This window comes from Thiohalobacter sp. IOR34 (assembly GCF_030406045.1).
Lineage (GTDB): Bacteria > Pseudomonadota > Gammaproteobacteria > Thiohalobacterales > Thiohalobacteraceae.
In genome coordinates, this window is record NZ_CP128988.1 from 1,045,146 (window position 1) to 1,061,243 (window position 16,098).

Annotated in this window: 15 protein-coding genes and 1 pseudogene; 14 read left to right on the forward strand and 2 right to left on the reverse strand. The window is 61.3% G+C overall.

Translation table 11 applies throughout. The features are described 5' to 3' along the window. Position 1 precedes the first annotated feature (1 nt). The 12 genes from QVG61_RS04835 (at position 2) to QVG61_RS04890 (ending at position 12,655) form a co-directional block, all read left to right on the forward strand. Positions 2-2,749: a methyl-accepting chemotaxis protein gene (locus tag QVG61_RS04835; protein WP_289932214.1), complete on the forward strand. Its 2,748-nt coding sequence runs from the start codon at positions 2-4 to the stop codon at positions 2,747-2,749. Positions 2,750-2,812: 63 nt separating this feature from the next. Then, entirely contained in the window at positions 2,813-3,709 is an 897-nt protein-coding gene (locus QVG61_RS04840) for a protein-glutamate O-methyltransferase CheR (protein ID WP_354671184.1), read from the forward strand. A gap of 41 nt (positions 3,710-3,750) precedes the next feature. Further along, on the forward strand, positions 3,751-4,365 hold the full coding sequence (cheD, locus tag QVG61_RS04845; protein WP_289932215.1) for a chemoreceptor glutamine deamidase CheD: 615 nt from the start codon (positions 3,751-3,753) through the stop codon (positions 4,363-4,365). Between the two features lie 24 nt (positions 4,366-4,389). After that, positions 4,390-5,496, forward strand: a complete 1,107-nt coding sequence (locus QVG61_RS04850) for a chemotaxis response regulator protein-glutamate methylesterase (RefSeq protein ID WP_289932720.1) — start codon at positions 4,390-4,392, stop codon at positions 5,494-5,496. A gap of 30 nt (positions 5,497-5,526) precedes the next feature. Further along, positions 5,527-6,714, forward strand: coding sequence for a methyl-accepting chemotaxis protein (locus QVG61_RS04855; RefSeq protein WP_289932216.1), 1,188 nt, complete (start codon positions 5,527-5,529; stop codon positions 6,712-6,714). A 50-nt stretch (positions 6,715-6,764) separates the two neighbouring features. Next, positions 6,765-7,067 carry an STAS domain-containing protein gene (locus tag QVG61_RS04860; protein WP_289932217.1) on the forward strand — a complete coding sequence of 101 codons (303 nt, stop codon included), beginning with the start codon at positions 6,765-6,767 and terminating at the stop codon, positions 7,065-7,067. A gap of 77 nt (positions 7,068-7,144) precedes the next feature. Continuing rightward, complete coding sequence (locus QVG61_RS04865) at positions 7,145-9,106, forward strand: SpoIIE family protein phosphatase (RefSeq protein ID WP_289932218.1); 1,962 nt, start codon at positions 7,145-7,147, stop codon at positions 9,104-9,106. 1,024 nt (positions 9,107-10,130) lie between these two features. Beyond that, positions 10,131-10,970 carry a transporter gene (locus QVG61_RS04870; RefSeq protein ID WP_289932219.1) on the forward strand — a complete coding sequence of 280 codons (840 nt, stop codon included), beginning with the start codon at positions 10,131-10,133 and terminating at the stop codon, positions 10,968-10,970. A gap of 38 nt (positions 10,971-11,008) precedes the next feature. Beyond that, positions 11,009-11,299 (forward strand): heavy-metal-associated domain-containing protein, encoded by a 291-nt coding sequence (locus tag QVG61_RS04875; protein WP_289932220.1) that lies wholly within the window; start codon positions 11,009-11,011, stop codon positions 11,297-11,299. Between the two features lie 2 nt (positions 11,300-11,301). Then, positions 11,302-11,694, forward strand: coding sequence for a hypothetical protein (locus QVG61_RS04880; protein WP_354671206.1), 393 nt, complete (start codon positions 11,302-11,304; stop codon positions 11,692-11,694). Between the two features lie 85 nt (positions 11,695-11,779). Continuing rightward, entirely contained in the window at positions 11,780-12,064 is a 285-nt protein-coding gene (locus tag QVG61_RS04885) for a thioredoxin family protein (RefSeq protein ID WP_289932222.1), read from the forward strand. Positions 12,065-12,172: 108 nt separating this feature from the next. After that, positions 12,173-12,655: a heavy metal-responsive transcriptional regulator gene (locus QVG61_RS04890; RefSeq protein ID WP_289932223.1), complete on the forward strand. Its 483-nt coding sequence runs from the start codon at positions 12,173-12,175 to the stop codon at positions 12,653-12,655. A 72-nt stretch (positions 12,656-12,727) separates the two neighbouring features. Here the strand turns inward: QVG61_RS04890 and QVG61_RS04895 are convergent, their stop codons facing one another. Together QVG61_RS04895 and ilvE are read right to left on the reverse strand one after the other, a co-directional pair. Next, on the reverse strand, positions 12,728-13,228 hold the full coding sequence (locus tag QVG61_RS04895; RefSeq protein WP_289932224.1) for a cupin domain-containing protein: 501 nt from the start codon (positions 13,226-13,228) through the stop codon (positions 12,728-12,730). Further along, a complete protein-coding gene (gene ilvE, locus QVG61_RS04900; protein ID WP_289932225.1) occupies positions 13,225-14,106 on the reverse strand; it encodes a branched-chain-amino-acid transaminase in 882 nt (293 codons plus the stop codon). The genes QVG61_RS04895 and ilvE overlap by 4 nt, the downstream gene beginning before the upstream one ends. 67 nt (positions 14,107-14,173) lie before the next feature. Here ilvE and QVG61_RS04905 point away from each other — a divergent pair, with 67 nt between their 5' ends. Both QVG61_RS04905 and QVG61_RS04910 read left to right on the forward strand, forming a co-directional pair. Beyond that, a complete protein-coding gene (locus tag QVG61_RS04905; protein WP_289932226.1) occupies positions 14,174-14,644 on the forward strand; it encodes a MarR family winged helix-turn-helix transcriptional regulator in 471 nt (156 codons plus the stop codon). A 117-nt stretch (positions 14,645-14,761) separates the two neighbouring features. After that, positions 14,762-15,840 (forward strand): annotated as a pseudogene (locus tag QVG61_RS04910) (SulP family inorganic anion transporter); the annotation flags it as partial. Positions 15,841-16,098: the final 258 nt, after the last annotated feature.

Genomic DNA, 16,098 nt, shown 5'->3' on the forward strand with positions numbered 1-16,098 from the left:
AATGAAGATCAATTCACCGGTTACCAATCACGAGGTCGAGATGGAGGATGGCCAGACCATCGTCTCCAAGACCGACCTCAAGGGCGCCATTACCTACGTCAACGACTATTTCAAGGAGATCAGCGGGTTCACCGATGAGGAACTGCTGGGCAAGAATCACAATGTGATCCGCCATCCGGACATGCCGCCGGCGGCCTTCCAGGACCTGTGGGAACACATGAAGGCCGGCCGGCCTTGGACCGGGATCGTCAAGAACCGTTGCAAGAACGGCGATCACTATTGGGTCGAGGCGCATGTCACACCGGTGCGCAGGAACGGCCAGGTGGTGGAATACATGTCGGTGCGCACGCGGCCGACCCGGCAGCAGGTCGAGGAGGCAGAGGCGCTGTACCGGGAGCTGAATGCCGGCAAGGCATCGCTCAAGCCGCAGGGGCGGCTCGGCAGGCTGGTCGCGGCCGTGCGTCAGTTCGGGCTGCGCCAGAAATTCTTCGGCCTGATGGGGATCTCGGCGCTGATCTTCGCCATTGCCGCCTGGGGGATCAATGGAGCCATCGGCTCCGGCATGGACCCGGCGACGGCCCTCGCTGGTGGCCTGAGTGGTGCATTGCTGCTGGTCTTCGCCATCTTCTACCTGGCCCTCAACCGGGGGCTGCTGCGGCCCATCGACAGGGTGATCCAGCATTTCAGGGAGATCACCGAGGGCAATTTCAATGACCGCATCGACATCCATCGCGGTGACGAGATCGGTGACGTGCTGCGCGCTCTCAAATCGATGCAGATCAAACTCGGCTTCGATCTCGACGAGGCGCGGCGCCAGGGCGATGCGGCACAGCGCATCAAGGTGGCGCTGGACAATGTATCGACCAATGTGATGGTGGCCGACAACGATGGCAACATCATCTATCTCAACCAGGCTGTCGAGGAGATGATGCGCGATGCCGAGGAGGATCTGCGCAAGGATCTTCCGGAGTTCTCGGCCGACAGGCTGCTTGGCTCCAATATCGACAGTTTCCACAAGCATCCCGAGCATCAGCGCGAATTGCTGGCAAGGATGACCGACACCCACCACGCCCGGGTATCGATTGGCGGGCGTAGCTTCGACCTGGTGGCCAACCCTGTGGTCGATGCTGCCGGAAACCGCCTGGGTACAGCGGTGGAATGGAAGGATATCACCCAGCAACTCGACGCCGAGCATCAGGTCGAATCCCTGATTGCGGATGCCACCCGCGGCAAGTTGGACAAGCGGATCAAGACCGAGGGCTATGCAGGTTTCATGAAGACCCTGGGCGATGGTATCAACCAGTTGATGGATGCGGTCGTGGTGCCCATCCAGGAGACGCGCCGGGTGGTCGCCGCCCTGGCCGAGGGTGATCTGGGACAGAAGATGGAGGGTGATTTCCAGGGCGAGTTCGCCGAGCTCAGGGACGCCATCAATGCCTCGATGACCAATCTGCTGGACATGGTGCAGCAGATCCGCAGCGTGACGGCCGGCATCTCCACCGGTGCCTCGGAGATCGCCCAGGGCAATACCGACCTCAGCCAGCGTACCGAGGAACAGGCGGCCTCGCTGGAGGAGACCGCTTCCAGCATGGAGCAGATGACCTCCACGGTGAAGCAGAACGCCGACAATGCCCGCCAGGCGAATCAGCTGGCGGCGGCCGGTCGCGAGCAGGCCGAGCAGGGTGGTGAGGTCGTCAGCCGGGCGGTCGAGGCCATGGCGGCGATCAATGCCAGCAGCCAGAAGATTGCCGACATCATCGGCGTGATCGACGAGATTGCCTTCCAGACCAATCTGCTGGCGCTGAATGCCGCGGTCGAGGCGGCCCGTGCCGGGGAGCAGGGACGTGGATTCGCGGTGGTCGCAGCCGAGGTGCGTAACCTGGCGCAGCGCAGTGCCGGCGCGGCCAAGGAGATCAAGGGGCTGATCGAGGATAGCGTGAGGAAGGTCGAGGAAGGTGGCCAGTTGGTGGACAAGTCCGGCGAGGCCTTGCAGGAGATCGTCAATGCGGTGAAGAAGGTCAGCGACATCGTGGCCGAGATTGCCGCGGCCAGCCAGGAACAGTCGACTGGCATCGAGCAGGTCAACAAGGCGATCATGCAGATGGATGAGGTGACGCAGCAGAATGCGGCGCTGGTGGAAGAGGCCGCCGCGGCTTCGCAGTCACTGGACGAGCAGGGCGCACGCCTCACCAATCTGATCAGTTTCTTCAAGACGGGCGAGGAAGACACGACAGGAATGTCTCAGCAGAGGAGCGGTATCGAACGACGTTCGCCAGGCCGGCCGTTCCAAGGCGCTCCGGGCAAGGGCGATGTCGATTTCGCGCGGGCGCGTTCCACACATCTTTCCTGGAAGACCCGCTTGCGTGCGTTTCTCGATGGACAGGAAGCCTTGAGTGAGGCTCAGGCCGTCTCGCACCACGACTGTGATCTCGGCAAATGGCTCTATGCCAGCGGCCTGGACCAATACGGTGAGTTTAAGGAGATGAAGGATCTGGAACAGGTGCACAAGGACATGCATGCCACGATCAAACGCATCGTCCAGTTGAAAAACAGCGGTGAGTCTGAGGCGGCAGAACGGCTTTACGGCAATATCGCATCGATGTCCCAGGAAGTGATATCGCTGATCGATGCGCTGGAACGGCACGTAAAGGGTGAGCAGGCGGCGGGAGCGACAATGCCGCGTAGTCAGCCAGCCAGGGCCGCTGTGGTGAATCAGGATTTCGACGACGGCGAATGGGAGGAATTCTGAGCATCCGGTTGTCCGCTGCAGCTTCGTCTCGGCTTTTCCCAACCTTGCTCATGGAAGCAGTCAATGGCAGCTGACGCACTCCAGACCCGCTCGCCCGGAGGTGGTGCCGGATCAAATGACATGCCTGTCGGCGAGCGCGAGTTCCTCTTTACCGACGAAAACTTCGAATGCGTGCGGCGCATGCTCCGCGACCATGCGGGAATCGCCCTGTCGGATGCCAAACGTGGCATGGTCTACAGCCGTCTGGCCCGTCGTCTGCGCGCACTCGGTCTCAGCAGCTTTGCAGACTATTGTCATCTGGTCTCGGACGGCGACGGCGATGAGTTCACGCATTTCATCAATGCCCTGACCACCAACCTGACGGCATTTTTCCGCGAGGCACACCATTTCGAGTATCTGACCGGGGTGCTTCTGCCGCAGTTGAGACAAGTGCATGCTCGCGACCGGCGGTTGCGCATCTGGTCGGCTGGTTGTTCGATCGGTGAGGAGCCCTACTCCATTGCCATGGCTCTGCGCGAAGCCATGCCCGATATCGAGGACTGGGATGTGAGAATTCTGGCTACGGATATCGACTCGAACGTCATCGAAACGGCGAGTCGCGGGATCTATGCGCTGGAGCGGGTCACGAATCTCGAACCGGAACGCCTGCGGCGCTGGTTCCGCAAGGGACGCGGCAACAATGCGGGACTGGTCAAGGTTGTGGACGCGCTGCGCAGCCTGATCAGCTTTCGCACGCTCAACCTCATGCATGATTGGCCTATGCGAGGGCCTTTCGATGTCATCTTCTGCCGCAACGTGGTGATTTATTTCGACAAGCCCACCCAGCGGATGCTGTTTGAGCGCATGGCGGAATTGCTGCCCATTGGCGGGCACCTGTTCATCGGTCATTCGGAGTCGCTGTTCAAAGTGACAGACCGCTTCGAGAACCTGGGCCGCACCATCTACCGGAGGATCAAGTAGTGGTAGTGCCGGACAGGGTGCCGGGGATACCGCCCGGAGACATGTATCCAGCCTTGCCTGGTTTTGAAGGCATCAAGCGCTACTGGGACAAGACGCGCAACTGCTATATGGCCAAGATACTGCCGGGTGAATACTACGTTACGCTAAAGGACGAAAAGATCACCACCGTGCTTGGCTCCTGTGTCTCGGCCTGTATCCGGGACAGCCGATTTGGCATCGGTGGCATGAACCATTTCATGTTGCCGGATTCGGCACGCGAGGATGACCATTGGCGGAACGGCCCGAGCAGCAATGCCACTCGCTACGGCAGCTATGCCATGGAGCAGTTGATCAACGAGATCCTCAAGAATGGTGGACGACGCGAGTTTCTTGAAGTCAAGCTGGTAGGGGGTGGCCGCATCCTGCGGCGTGCTACCGATGTCGGACGCCGCAACATCGAGTTCGTGCTCGACTATATCGCAACCGAGGGCCTGACCCTGGTTGGCACGGACCTTGGTGATGTCTACCCGCGCAAGGTGGTCTACTCGCCGGCTTCCGGCAAGGTGCAGGTCAAGAAGTTGCGGACCATGCACAACGAGACCATCGTCGAGCGCGAGAGCCATTACATGGAAGACCTGCAGCACACGCCTTCGGGTGGCGATGTGGAACTGTTCTGAACGGCTTTTGACGGGCAACTGGTGATGTCAACCAATACAAACAAGATACGCGTGTTGATCGTCGATGATTCTGCACTGATTCGGCAGATGCTGACGGCTATTCTGGATTCCGATCCTGATATCGAGGTGGTGGCTACCGCGCCTGATCCCTATATCGCCCGGGAGAAGATCAAGTCGCTGAATCCCGATGTGTTGACCCTGGACGTGGAGATGCCGCGCATGGATGGCATCACCTTCCTGCGCAACCTGATGCGACTGCGGCCGATGCCCGTGCTGATGGTTTCCTCGCTGACCGAACAGGGTGCCGACGTGACTCTGGAAGCCATGGAACTGGGCGCGATCGACTTTGTGACCAAGCCCAGGATCGACGTCCAGCACGCGATGCAGGCCTATGCCGAGGAGATCGTCGCCAAGGTCAAGATGGCGGCCAAGGCCAGGCCACGCGCCTATTCGGATGACGGCAGCCGGTCCGCGGTCAAGCCCCGGCTGTCGGCCGATGCCGTGATCGGCCGCTCGCGGCATCGGCCTCAGTTCAGGACTACCGACAGCCTGATCGCCATCGGTGCCTCGACCGGCGGGACCGAGGCCATCAAGGAGGTGCTGCAGGCGCTGCCGGCGGATACCCCCGGCGTGGTGATCACCCAGCACATCCCGGCCGCATTCAGTGCACCCTTCGCCAAGCGCATGGACGGGATCAGTGCCATGTCGGTCTGCGAGGCGGAGGACGGACAGCAGATCGTCCGGGGCCACGTCTATATCGCCCCCGGCGATCGTCACCTGTTGGTAGAACGGGACGGTGCGCGCTTCGTCTGCCGGCTCAATGAGGGTCCTCCGGTCAATCGTCATCGTCCGTCGGTCGATGTGCTGTTCCGTTCAGTGGCCGATCAGATAGGCATCAATGCGGTTGGTGTGTTGCTCACCGGGATGGGCAACGATGGTGCGCATGGCATGCAGGAGATGAAGCAGGCAGGGGCACACACCATCGCCCAGGACGAGGCCAGCAGCGTGGTCTGGGGCATGCCGGGCGAGGCTGTAAAGCTGGGCTGCGTCGACAGGGTCCTGCCGCTGAACAGGATTGCGGCAGCGGTGTTGGGTGCTGAGGAAAAACGCTCTCCTGCCGTTAATGGCTAAGAGATGACCATCCAATAACCAGGTATCTTCATGCGCAGCTACAAGTATCAGATTCTTATAGTGTTATTCGCCCTGCTGGTCACGGCCGGGCTTGGCTGGCTGGGCCTGCCCAAGGCGGATTCCTGGCTGGGCATGGGTCTTATCGGGCTGCTCTGGCTGGCAGCCGGCCTGGCCATGGGCCGGCTTGGGCGGAAGAGTCCATCGGAGACCGAGGCCGCAACAGGACCGTTGCCGGCTACAGCCGATGAGGCGTGCGGGGTCGCCGCGGACCTCTCGGTGGCCGTTGCGGACGAGGTAGGGGCCATCCAGCAGGAGATTCAGCGTGTCCAGTTGCTGGTCCGCGATGCGATCCACCCCTTGGGTGAGAGCTTCCATGGCATCGTCGCCAAGTCCCAGCAGCAGGAGGATGCCGTTGTGGATCTGGTCGAGCGGCTTGCAGTTACGGCAACGGGCGACAATGTCCAGGGGTTCATCAAGGAAGCCAGCGAACTGATGAGCTATTTCGTGGAGATCATGGTGGAGACGGCACGGCAGAGCGTTCAGACCGTGTACAAGATCGATGACATGGTCGAGCACATGGACGGCATCTTCCGACTGCTGGAGAACGTACGCTCGATTGCCGACCAGACCAACCTGCTGGCGCTGAATGCGGCCATCGAGGCGGCCAGGGCGGGCGAGGCCGGCCGCGGCTTTGCCGTGGTCGCCGATGAGGTGCGGCAGCTCTCATTGCGCTCGAATAGCATGAACGAGCAGATCCGCGAACAGGTGAATGCTGCCAAGGAGGCCATTGCCCGTGTCAGGGAAACGGTCTCAGAGATGGCCGGCCGGGATATGAACATGACCATCGACGCCAAGGACCGGGTCGAGTCGGCGCTCGGCGAGATCGCGAGCGTGAACGAATATACCTCGATGAAGATTGGCGAACTGTCGACATTGAGCAGCAGTATCAACGCCGATGTCAATGACGCCGTGCGTATGTTGCAGTTCGAGGATATCGTGACCCAGGCGCTGGCTGCCGCCGAGGGACATGCCGCACATCTGGAGCGCATCGGTGGGCTGATCACCTCGCTGGCGGAGATTGGCGGGCATGATGAGCCGGAGCGGCTGATCGAGGAGCTGCGCGGCGTGATCGAAGAATTCAGGGACAGTTCGATGGCGGGCAAGACCAAGGCCGTAGCACAGGAATCGATGGCGGCCGGTGAAGTTGAGTTGTTCTAGCCATGCCAGGCAGGTGTGGTTGAAATCAGGCAGCAACAAGGAGTCAGGACATGAAGGTAACGAGTCGATTGGCAGACGGTGGCAAGGAGGTCGTGATCGATATCAATGGCCGCTTCGACTTCTCCGTGCAGAAGGAATTTCGTGAGGCTTATCAGCATCACGACGGCAAGCTCAATTATCGGGTGAATCTTGCGGATACCGAGTACATGGACAGCTCGGCGCTGGGCATGTTGCTTCTGTTGCGTGAACATGCCGGCAATGTGGATCATCGGGTCAGACTGGCCGGTGCCAAGGGGGCGGTACGCAAGATTCTCGAAGTGGCGAATTTCGACAAACTCTTTGCCATGCCCTGAGTGCCGGTTTCGACTATTCCCTGGTAGTTCGAGTATTGCCGGGCAGCACTCATCAGCACAGACGGCGAATCACGCCCATGAATATCGACCATGACCGGGTCAAGCAGGCCGAAAGTTCCGAATTCGATCGTCTGCGCATCGAGCAACTGCTTTCCGGTAGCTTTGCCAGCCAGCTCGGCGCCATTGCCGTCGGCCTGATCCTGGCTATCACCTTTTCGCACGATCTTCCACCGGTGCCCATTCTCGGCTGGTTGCTGCTGGTCTTTGCGGCGGTGACCTGGCGTTACCACCTTGCACACGAGTATTTCCATGACCGCTCAGAGGATATTTCGGTTGCCGGTCTGGAAAGGCGTCATGCACTGGCTTCCTTTGCCTCTGGTTGCGTATGGGGTCTGGCCGGTGTTCTGTTCTTCAATCCGCAAGAGCCCGACCACCAGATCATGCTGCTGGTCGTTCTGGGCGGGATCTGTGCCGCGGCCGTGCCGATGCTGGCGGTCAGTCCGAAGAGTCTCGCCGTGTTTGTCGTGCCGACCATCCTGCCTGCGACAGCCATGCTGCTGGGTCAGGATGACGTGCATTCGCACAGTCTTGGCTTGATCTCCATCGTCTTCGTCGCCATGTTGTTCATGGCTGCGCGGAACTTCTATTTCACCTTTACACGCAGCATGCGGCTGCAGCTTGCCAACCGGCGCCTGCTCGAAGAAGCGGAAGGCCGTGCGCGCGCCCTGGAGGCCGCCCAGGAACAGGTCCTCGCCGAGCATGAGGTGGCGCTGCAGTTGTTCGAGTATGTGTTGCCAAGGAAGGCCCTGGAAGCACCCAACATCAACTATCATGTTTCCAGTCACTCGCTGTTCAACGGTGACCTGCTGCTGGTGGAGTCACGCCCCGACGGGACCCAGCATCTCATGCTTGGCGATTTCACCGGTCATGGCCTGGTGGCCAGTCTCGGTGCCTTGCAAGTCATCGATGTCTTCAACAGCATGACCAAGAAGGGCTTTTCCATCGATGAGATTGCAGCCGAGATCAACCGCAAGCTGAATGAACAGTTGCCGCCCAATCTGTTCTGTGCCGCCTGCCTTGCGGAAATCGATCATGTGCGGGGCCATCTCAAGGTCTGGAACGGCGGTCTACCCTCGGTCTATGTGTTGCACGGCAAGGATGGAACCATCCGCTACAAACTGCCTTCCGAACATCCACCGCTCGGTATTCTCCGGGAGGATGCCTTCGACCGCCATCTGTTGGCCATCGATCTTGAAGAGGGTGATCATTTGTTCATGGCAACCGATGGCGTGATCGAACAGATCGACATGCAGGGTGAGCCGTTTGGCGAGCAGCGGCTGGAAGATGTGCTGAACGCGACCCGTGATATCCACGACCTGACCCGGGCGATCAAGGATGCACTCGATGAATATTGCAGCGGCATCGGTCAGACTGACGACATCAGTTTCGTCGCCATCAAGCCCTCTGCTGAACAGGTGGAGCAGGACAAGGTGCCGGCAGTCGAGGCGCCAGCCAGGGGCGATGGTGGTAGCTGGAGGCTGCTCCTCGATCTGGATGCCGCAACCCTGCGCGGGACCAACCCTGTGCCGCTGGTCAATCATATCGTGCGGGAACTGAACGGGCAGACGGGTGTTGGAAGCGACTTCGAGGTGATTCTCGATGAACTGTTCAGGAATGCGCTGGAACATGGCCTGTTGAAGCTGGATTCGGAGCTGAAGAAATCGCCCGATGGCTTCATGCTCTACTACGAGGAGCGCCAGCGCAGGCTGGAGGAACTCTCGGAGGGGCGGATCCTGATCGAGCTGATCAATACCACCCGCGAGGGTTCGAGCCGGCAGCTCAATCTGGATATCGTGGATAGTGGCAAAGGCTTCGATCATGAGGCTTTCATGCGTAACATCGGCCGCAGTCTGGATGTGGACAATATCACCACGCACGGTCGGGGTATCGCCCTGGCACAGGAGCTGTGCGAGGACCTTCGCTTCGATGGGCCGGGCAACCAGGTTCGGGCACGCTATCTTTACAAGGCGGAGGCTTAGCCCGGATATTGCACCAAGGATTCGATTCTCAGGGCGAATCCGGCAAGGCAGGCCAGAAGAGCGGGTGCCAGGATACCGATCATGCAGGCCGCCTTGGTGCAATATGCAGGCTGGCTGGTCAGCAGGCGCGGTCAGCCAGCCGAGGCAAGCGTGACAGGCATTGCCGCATGGGATTCCGTCCAATCGCGGCCTGGAGGCCGCTCCTACCACATTGACCGCCATACCCCGTAGGAGCGGCCTCCAGGCCGCGATCAAGGCAAGGGGCACCACACACCCCGCGGCCTCGACAGATCCCGGTCCACGCAGCGCGGCTCGGCTCATGGTGAATGCCGCTCCTGAGGCCCCCCGGCACCGCCATACCCCGTAGGAGCGGCCTCCAGGCCGCGATCAAGGCAAGGGGCACCACACACCCCGCGGCCTCGACAGATCCCGGTCCACGCAGCGCGGCTCGGCTCATGGTGAATGCCGCTCCTGAGGCCCCCCGGCACCGCCATACCCCGTAGGAGCGGCCTCCAGGCCGCGATCAAGGCAAGGGGTACCCCACACCCTGCGGCCTCGACAGATCCCGGTCCACGCAGCGCGGCTCGGCTCATGGTGAATGCCCCTCCTGAGGCCCCCCGGCACCGCCATACCCCGTAGGAGCGGCCTCCAGGCCGCGATCAAGGCAAGGGGCACCACACACCCCGCGGCCTCGACAGATCCCGGTCCAGGCAGCGCGGCTCGGCTCATGGTGAATGCCGCTCCTGCGGCCCTCCTGCACCGCCGGACCCCGTAGGAGCGGCCTCCAGGCCGCGATCGTGGTACAAGGACGGGCACCATTCACGGTGAAAGCTACCCAGGCAACCCCCTCATGGTCATGGCCCCTGGCAGGAGTCAATCACCCTCATTCCCGGAAAAGACTTGACCTGGAGTCAGCTCCAGGTCGTATGCTGTCACAAAGTACAGGTTATCCAATGCCTTGGACCCGGGATCAGCCGCGGGGTGTCATGGCTCTCGCGGTTCGGTTCTGTTGAAGGTGTCTTGCATGAGGAAGAATATGACAGCATTGGGAAGATACCCGGGCCGGCTGATCGTGGTGGTGGGCTTGTTTGTCAATGGTTTCGCCTGGGCCCATGATCCCATCTTCGGCCTCGGCCCACATGTGTTGTACCAGGGTGGTATCGAGCTGGCGACCGGCATTCACCTGGAAAAGAGGGTCGAAGAACGGGCGGCGGAGCTGGGACTCGAGTTGGTCTACGGCATTACCGGCGACTGGGCCGCAGGCATCGAGTTGCCCTACGCCTGGAAAGACGAGGACTCGAAAAAATCTGCTGGGCCTGGTGATGTAACCCTGTTCACCAAGTACCGTTTCTGGCGTCGTGACTCCCTGGGCGTTCAGGAAAGCGCGGCGATGTTGCTCAAGCTCGTGACCGATACCGGTAATGAAAACGCCGCTCCCGCCTTGGGGACCGGTACCACCGATGCCCTGCTGGGCATTGCCTACGGATATGAAAGCCGCCAGTGGTACCGCTGGGCGAGCCTGCGTTACCGTCGCAACGGTGAGAACGATGCGGGGTTGCGACGCGGTGACAAGGTGCTCTTCGATCTGGTGGGCGGTATCCGGCTCAGGCGCAGCGGCTATCTCGAGCCGGATACGGTATGGCTGCTTGAACTCAACGGTGAGTATGGACAGCGTGCTGAACTGAACGGGGCCGGACTGACTGATACCGGTGGTATGGAATGGTTTCTGTCGCCGGGCGTCTTCTGGACCAAGCGAAACTTCGCGCTGAAGGCCGGTGTACAGATCCCGATTGCCAGCGATCTTAACGGCAATCAGGCACAGACGGATTATCGCGCCAAGCTCGTGCTCGAATGGCACCAGTGATTTTCCGCCAACTGGCAACAAACAAGATAGGTGATGAGATGAAACGTTATTTGATTCTGCCACTGTTTGCACTCTGGAGCGTTGCGGTACTCGCAGCCGGAACACAATATGTCATGCGTGTGGATGGGCTGGCCTGCCCCTACTGCGCCTACGGCATCGAGAAAAAGCTGAAGCAGATCGACGGGGTGGAGCAGATCGACGTCGATCTGGAGAAAGGTCTGGTCACGGTGGACGTGGTCGAGGGCGTCAGGCTGACGGAAGCGCAGATGACCCGGCTCTTCAAGGACGCCGGATTTACCTACCGCGGCATGACGGAAAGACCGCATTGAGCGTGGAGGCGGCACAAGTGAAAGAGGGTGGTTTGACCTGGTTCACCTTGTTTGCCTCGGCCGGTACGCTGGTCTGCTGTGCCCTGCCCATCATTCTGGTTACGCTGGGACTTGGCGCGGCTGTGGCCTCTCTCACCAGCGCCTTCCCATTGCTGATCATTCTCAGCCAGCACAAGATCTGGGTGTTCGCTTTCTCGGGCCTGATGCTCGGCATGTCCGCTTGGCTCATGTATCGCCCGGGACGCGCCTGCCCGATGGATCCGGCACTGGGGCGTGCGTGCACCAGGGCACAGGTCTGGAACAGGCGTATCTTCTGGACCTCGGTGGCCATCTGGAGCATCGGCTTCTTTGCCGCCTATCTTGCGCTGCCGCTGCGCATTTGGTGGGGATTCTAACCTTGGTCAGGCAGGACTGGCGGCAGCCCCCGGTCATGCAGAAAGCCAAGGAAGATAACCCCAACCTGCTTTGCCGGGTTAATATATGAGCATTGAGATTGAAATATTCTCCTCTCCTGGTTGCAACAAATGCGGGCAGGCCAGGGAGGTGCTGCGCAAGCTCGCCGAGGAGGTTGGCAGCGGCCGAATCGCATGGCGGGAGGTCAATGTGCTCGATGAGTTGGACTACGCTGTAAGCCTTGGCGTGTTGTCCACGCCGGCCATCGCCATCGATGGAGAACTCGTCTTCACCGGCCTGCCCTCGATACGCAGGCTGCGCACGGAACTCGATCGGCGGCTCTCCGGTGGAGAGGGGACGGAGCGTGCATGATCGCCGTATTTCCCACCACTGCCGCCGCATATTCTGTGCTGTTGCCAGAAGGCCTTTGAACTGTTCGCTGGCATCAGCTTGAAATATCTACCGGACTGTATCTGCCCAATGAGTATTTCCTCATCCTCGAATACTGAACGCATCCCTGAGTCGCCGAAAAGCGGGAAGGATAGCGGTAAAAGCCGCTATCGCATCGGTGATGTGGTCCATCTCACCGGTCTCAGCGCCGATACCCTGCGTTATTACGAGAAGATCAAATTGTTGCCACCGGTAAATCGCTCCGCATCCGGTATTCGCTTCTATGATGCGCGTGACCTGTCGCGGTTGCGTTTTATCCAACGTGCCAAGTCGATGAATTTTTCGTTGGACGAGATCGCGCGCTTGTTGGAAATGAGGGAGAATCCTCAGCATGCGCGTGATGATGTACGCGAGTTGACGCACAGGAAACTGAGAGAAATCGAGGTACACATGGAAGAACTCCAGACCTTGCGCAATGAGTTGACCCTCCTGGTCAATCTGTGTCGCGGTACGAATGAAGGCTGCCCGATTATCGAAAACCTGGATGGCCGTCAAGGACGGAATAAAACATGATGAAGTCGCTTTCGACCATGCTCGCTACGACCGCCTGACAGGTCACCAGCCGAATTTGTGGGTGGTCCTGGATCAGCTTTCTCCTTCCCAGTAATCGACCGCAGCTCCTTTGGGAAAGCAGGCCGATAGCTTTCGTGCGGACTTGTTGCCGCCGGGCGGGCTGCCCACCATGATGTTGATTTTTCCGGAGTCGGGCATTTCGACGATGTCCGGTTCCTCCATGGTGCTGACGGCCAGATAACGCAGCTCTTCCCTGCTGTCGTTGACGATCTGATGTGGTCGCTCGGGACCCGGAGGCATGGCGATGACGTCACCGGCACGCAGTGGATGGCGTGCCGGCCCAAGCCGCAGGCAGCCCTGCCCCTGGAGGATGAAGAACATCTCCTCGTTGACGTAGTGGGCGTGCAAGGGCCAGGCGGCCTTTCCCGGGGGCAGCACCACCAGCCGATAACCGAGCTTGCGGGCGCCGAGATGTCGGCCGATGGCCCCCAGCCGGGCGGCGAAGCCATCGCCATGGACCCAGTCCTCCAGGGATACGGCATCGATATTGAGGATCGGTGGTTTCCTGTTCATGGGGGATTCCTCCCGCAGTGCTGCTGGATGAAGGTCTGGAAGGCGGCCGCGCAGCGCCGGAACAGGGGGCCGGGACAGGCCGTCAGCGGCCGTCCGTCGACCTCGCGGACCGGGATCAACTCGGCGCCGGTGCCACTCAGGAAGCACTCGTCCGCCGTGTACAGGTCGTAAGGGGCCAGCGAGCGTTGCTCGGTGTTCACACCCTGGTCTCGGGCCAGGTCGAGGATCAGTTGCCGGGTGATACCAGCCAGGGCGCCGTCGGTGACCGGCGGAGTGACCAAACTGCCCTGCTGCACGATGAACAGGTTGTCCGCCGTTCCCTCGGCCACGCAGCCGCGGGCATTGAGCAGCACGGCCTCATCGGCCCCGGCCTGGTTGGCCTCCAGGCGGGCGAGGATATGGTTGAGGTAGTTCAGGCTCTTGATCCGCGGATCCAGGCCGTCGGGCGGCAGCCGTCGCGTCGAGGCGATGATCAGCCGGGCGCCGCGCTCCCGGATCTCGGGGGCGACCATCTGCAGGGCATCGGCGATGACGATCAGACGGGGTTCGCGGCAGTGTCGCGGATCGATGCCCAGTGCCCCGTCACCCCGCGTCACGATGAGGCGGATATAACCCTCCGCATGACCATAGGCGTCGATCAGCGCGGTGACGATCTCGCTCAGCTCGGTGAGCGTCCAGGGAAGGGGCAGGGCGATGGCCCGGGCCGAGGCGAACAGCCGCTGCAGGTGCGCGGCGAGCAGCAGGGGGCGGCCATGGTAGAACCGAATGCCCTCGAACACCCCGTCGCCGTAGAGCAGGCCGTGGTCCAGCACCGGTATCCGTGCTGTCTCCAGTGGCTGGATACGTCCCTCCAGCCAGCAAACGCCGCTGCCGGACATCTTGCCTCCAGAAGGTCATTGATATTGACCCTTTGGATTGTGCGCCAGCTGAACCTATAATGTCAATATGGTTGACGCAAAGGCATCGGACCGGCGCAGGATTGGCGAGCTCAATGCGGCCCTGGAGGCGCTGCACTTCGGGTTCCGGGCGCTTACCGCTCATCCCGACGAGCGCCTGGCGCGGCTTGGCTACTCGCGGGTACATCACCGGGTGCTCTATTTCATCGCTCGCAATCCCGAGTGCAGCATCAATGAACTGCTCGACATCATGCGGGTGAGCAAGCAGTATCTGCACCGGCCGCTGCGGCAATTGATCGACGATGGGCTCGTCGTTGTCCGCCAGGATCTGCATGACCGTCGCGTCAAGCGTCTGCGGCTGACGCCAAAGGGGAAACGACTGGAGGCGACGCTCACCGGGGAACAGCGCAAGCAGCTGGCAAGGGTATTCGACAGGGCAGGTCCCGAGGCAGAGGCGGGTTGGCGCCAGGTCATGGCCCTGTTGGCCGACGAATGGCCGGCTCGGGGCGAGGACGGATAGATGGGGGCGGCCGCCTTGTATCTGCTGGGGGTTTCAGTCGATGCGGCGGCTCATTGGCCTGTATAATGAATCGGTTGCCTGAATCTCTTCTGTCCCCTGAACAAGGCGAGGTCCGTCATGTACTGGATTCATGGTCTGCATTTCGACAACCTGCGCGGTGACATCTACGGCGGGATAACGGCGGCCGTCGTCGCCCTGCCATTGGCGCTGGCCTTCGGCGTCTCTTCCGGTGCCGGCCCCATCGCTGGCGTCTATGGCGCCATCTTCGTTGGTTTCTTCGCCGCCCTGTTCGGCGGCACGCCGGCCCAGGTCTCCGGGCCCACCGGCCCGATGACAGTGGTCATGGCGGCCGTTTTCACCCAGTACACGGCCATGTTTCCAGACGACCCCAGCCGGGGTGCAGCCCTGGCCTTCACCGTGGTCATCCTCGGTGGCCTGTTTCAGATCCTGTTCGGTGTCCTGAAATTGGGCAAGTTCATCAGCCTGGTGCCGCATCCGGTGACCTCGGGCTTCATGAGTGGTATCGGGGTGATCATCATCCTGCTGCAGATCGGGCCCCTGCTCGGCCATCCCGCTGCCGGTGGCCCTCTGGCCTCGGCCGAGGCGCTGCCCGGCTTTCTGGGCCATCCCCATGGCGCGGCCCTGGCCCTGGGCCTGCTGTCACTGGCCATCGTCTATCTGCTGCCGGCGCGTATGAACCGTATTCTCCCCGCGCCCCTGCTGGCGCTGATCGTCGGTACCGGGCTGATGCTGCTGTTCTTCCGGGGCAGGCACCGATCCTCGGTGAGGTGCCTTCGGGATTGCCCCAACCCCATCTGCCGACCTTCGCCGCCGACTGGCAGATCCTCATCGGTATGGTCAAGTCGGCGCTGGTCCTGGCCCTGCTGGGCACCATCGACTCCCTGCTGACCTCTCTCGTTGCCGACAACATCACTCACAGTCACCACGACTCGGACCGGGAACTCATCGGCCAGGGTATCGGCAATGCCGTCGCCGGGCTGTTCGGAGGCCTGCCCGGCGCCGGGGCGACCATGCGCACCGTGGTCAACGTGCGCGCCGGAGGGCAGACGCCGCTGTCCGGTGCCCTGCATGCGCTGATCCTGCTCGCCGTGGTTCTCGGTGCCGGCCGCTTCGCGCGCTTCATTCCCAATGCCGTGCTGGCCGGCATCCTCATCAAGGTCGGTACCGACATCATCGACTGGGACTATCTGCGCCGCCTGCGCACCGCGCCCCGCGCGGGGGTGGTCATCATGTTCACGGTCTTTTTCATCACCGTGTTCGTGGATCTCATCACGGCGGTTGCGGTGGGCATGATCATGGCCAGCTTCCTGTTTCTCAAGCGCATGGCCGATCTGCAACTGGAGAGCATTCAGGCCTTCACCGAGCCGCCTCCTGAGGCTCCGCTGTCCGCGAAGGAGGCGGCCATCCTCGAACAGGCCGGTGGCCGCATCCTG

Bases quoted from the DNA above. Each gene is read 5' to 3' on its own strand.
- QVG61_RS04835 (WP_289932214.1), top strand. From the start codon at position 2: ATGAAGATCAATTCACCGGTTACCAATCACGAGGTCGAGATGGAGGAT.
- QVG61_RS04840 (WP_354671184.1), top strand. From the start codon at position 2,813: ATGGCAGCTGACGCACTCCAGACCCGCTCGCCCGGAGGTGGTGCCGGA.
- cheD (WP_289932215.1), top strand. From the start codon at position 3,751: ATGTATCCAGCCTTGCCTGGTTTTGAAGGCATCAAGCGCTACTGGGAC.
- QVG61_RS04850 (WP_289932720.1), top strand. From the start codon at position 4,390: ATGTCAACCAATACAAACAAGATACGCGTGTTGATCGTCGATGATTCT.
- QVG61_RS04855 (WP_289932216.1), top strand. From the start codon at position 5,527: ATGCGCAGCTACAAGTATCAGATTCTTATAGTGTTATTCGCCCTGCTG.
- QVG61_RS04860 (WP_289932217.1), top strand. From the start codon at position 6,765: ATGAAGGTAACGAGTCGATTGGCAGACGGTGGCAAGGAGGTCGTGATC.
- QVG61_RS04865 (WP_289932218.1), top strand. From the start codon at position 7,145: ATGAATATCGACCATGACCGGGTCAAGCAGGCCGAAAGTTCCGAATTC.
- QVG61_RS04870 (WP_289932219.1), top strand. From the start codon at position 10,131: ATGAGGAAGAATATGACAGCATTGGGAAGATACCCGGGCCGGCTGATC.
- QVG61_RS04875 (WP_289932220.1), top strand. From the start codon at position 11,009: ATGAAACGTTATTTGATTCTGCCACTGTTTGCACTCTGGAGCGTTGCG.
- QVG61_RS04885 (WP_289932222.1), top strand. From the start codon at position 11,780: ATGAGCATTGAGATTGAAATATTCTCCTCTCCTGGTTGCAACAAATGC.
- QVG61_RS04890 (WP_289932223.1), top strand. From the start codon at position 12,173: ATGAGTATTTCCTCATCCTCGAATACTGAACGCATCCCTGAGTCGCCG.
- QVG61_RS04895 (WP_289932224.1), bottom strand. From the start codon at position 13,228: ATGAACAGGAAACCACCGATCCTCAATATCGATGCCGTATCCCTGGAG.
- ilvE (WP_289932225.1), bottom strand. From the start codon at position 14,106: ATGTCCGGCAGCGGCGTTTGCTGGCTGGAGGGACGTATCCAGCCACTG.
- QVG61_RS04905 (WP_289932226.1), top strand. From the start codon at position 14,174: ATGGTTGACGCAAAGGCATCGGACCGGCGCAGGATTGGCGAGCTCAAT.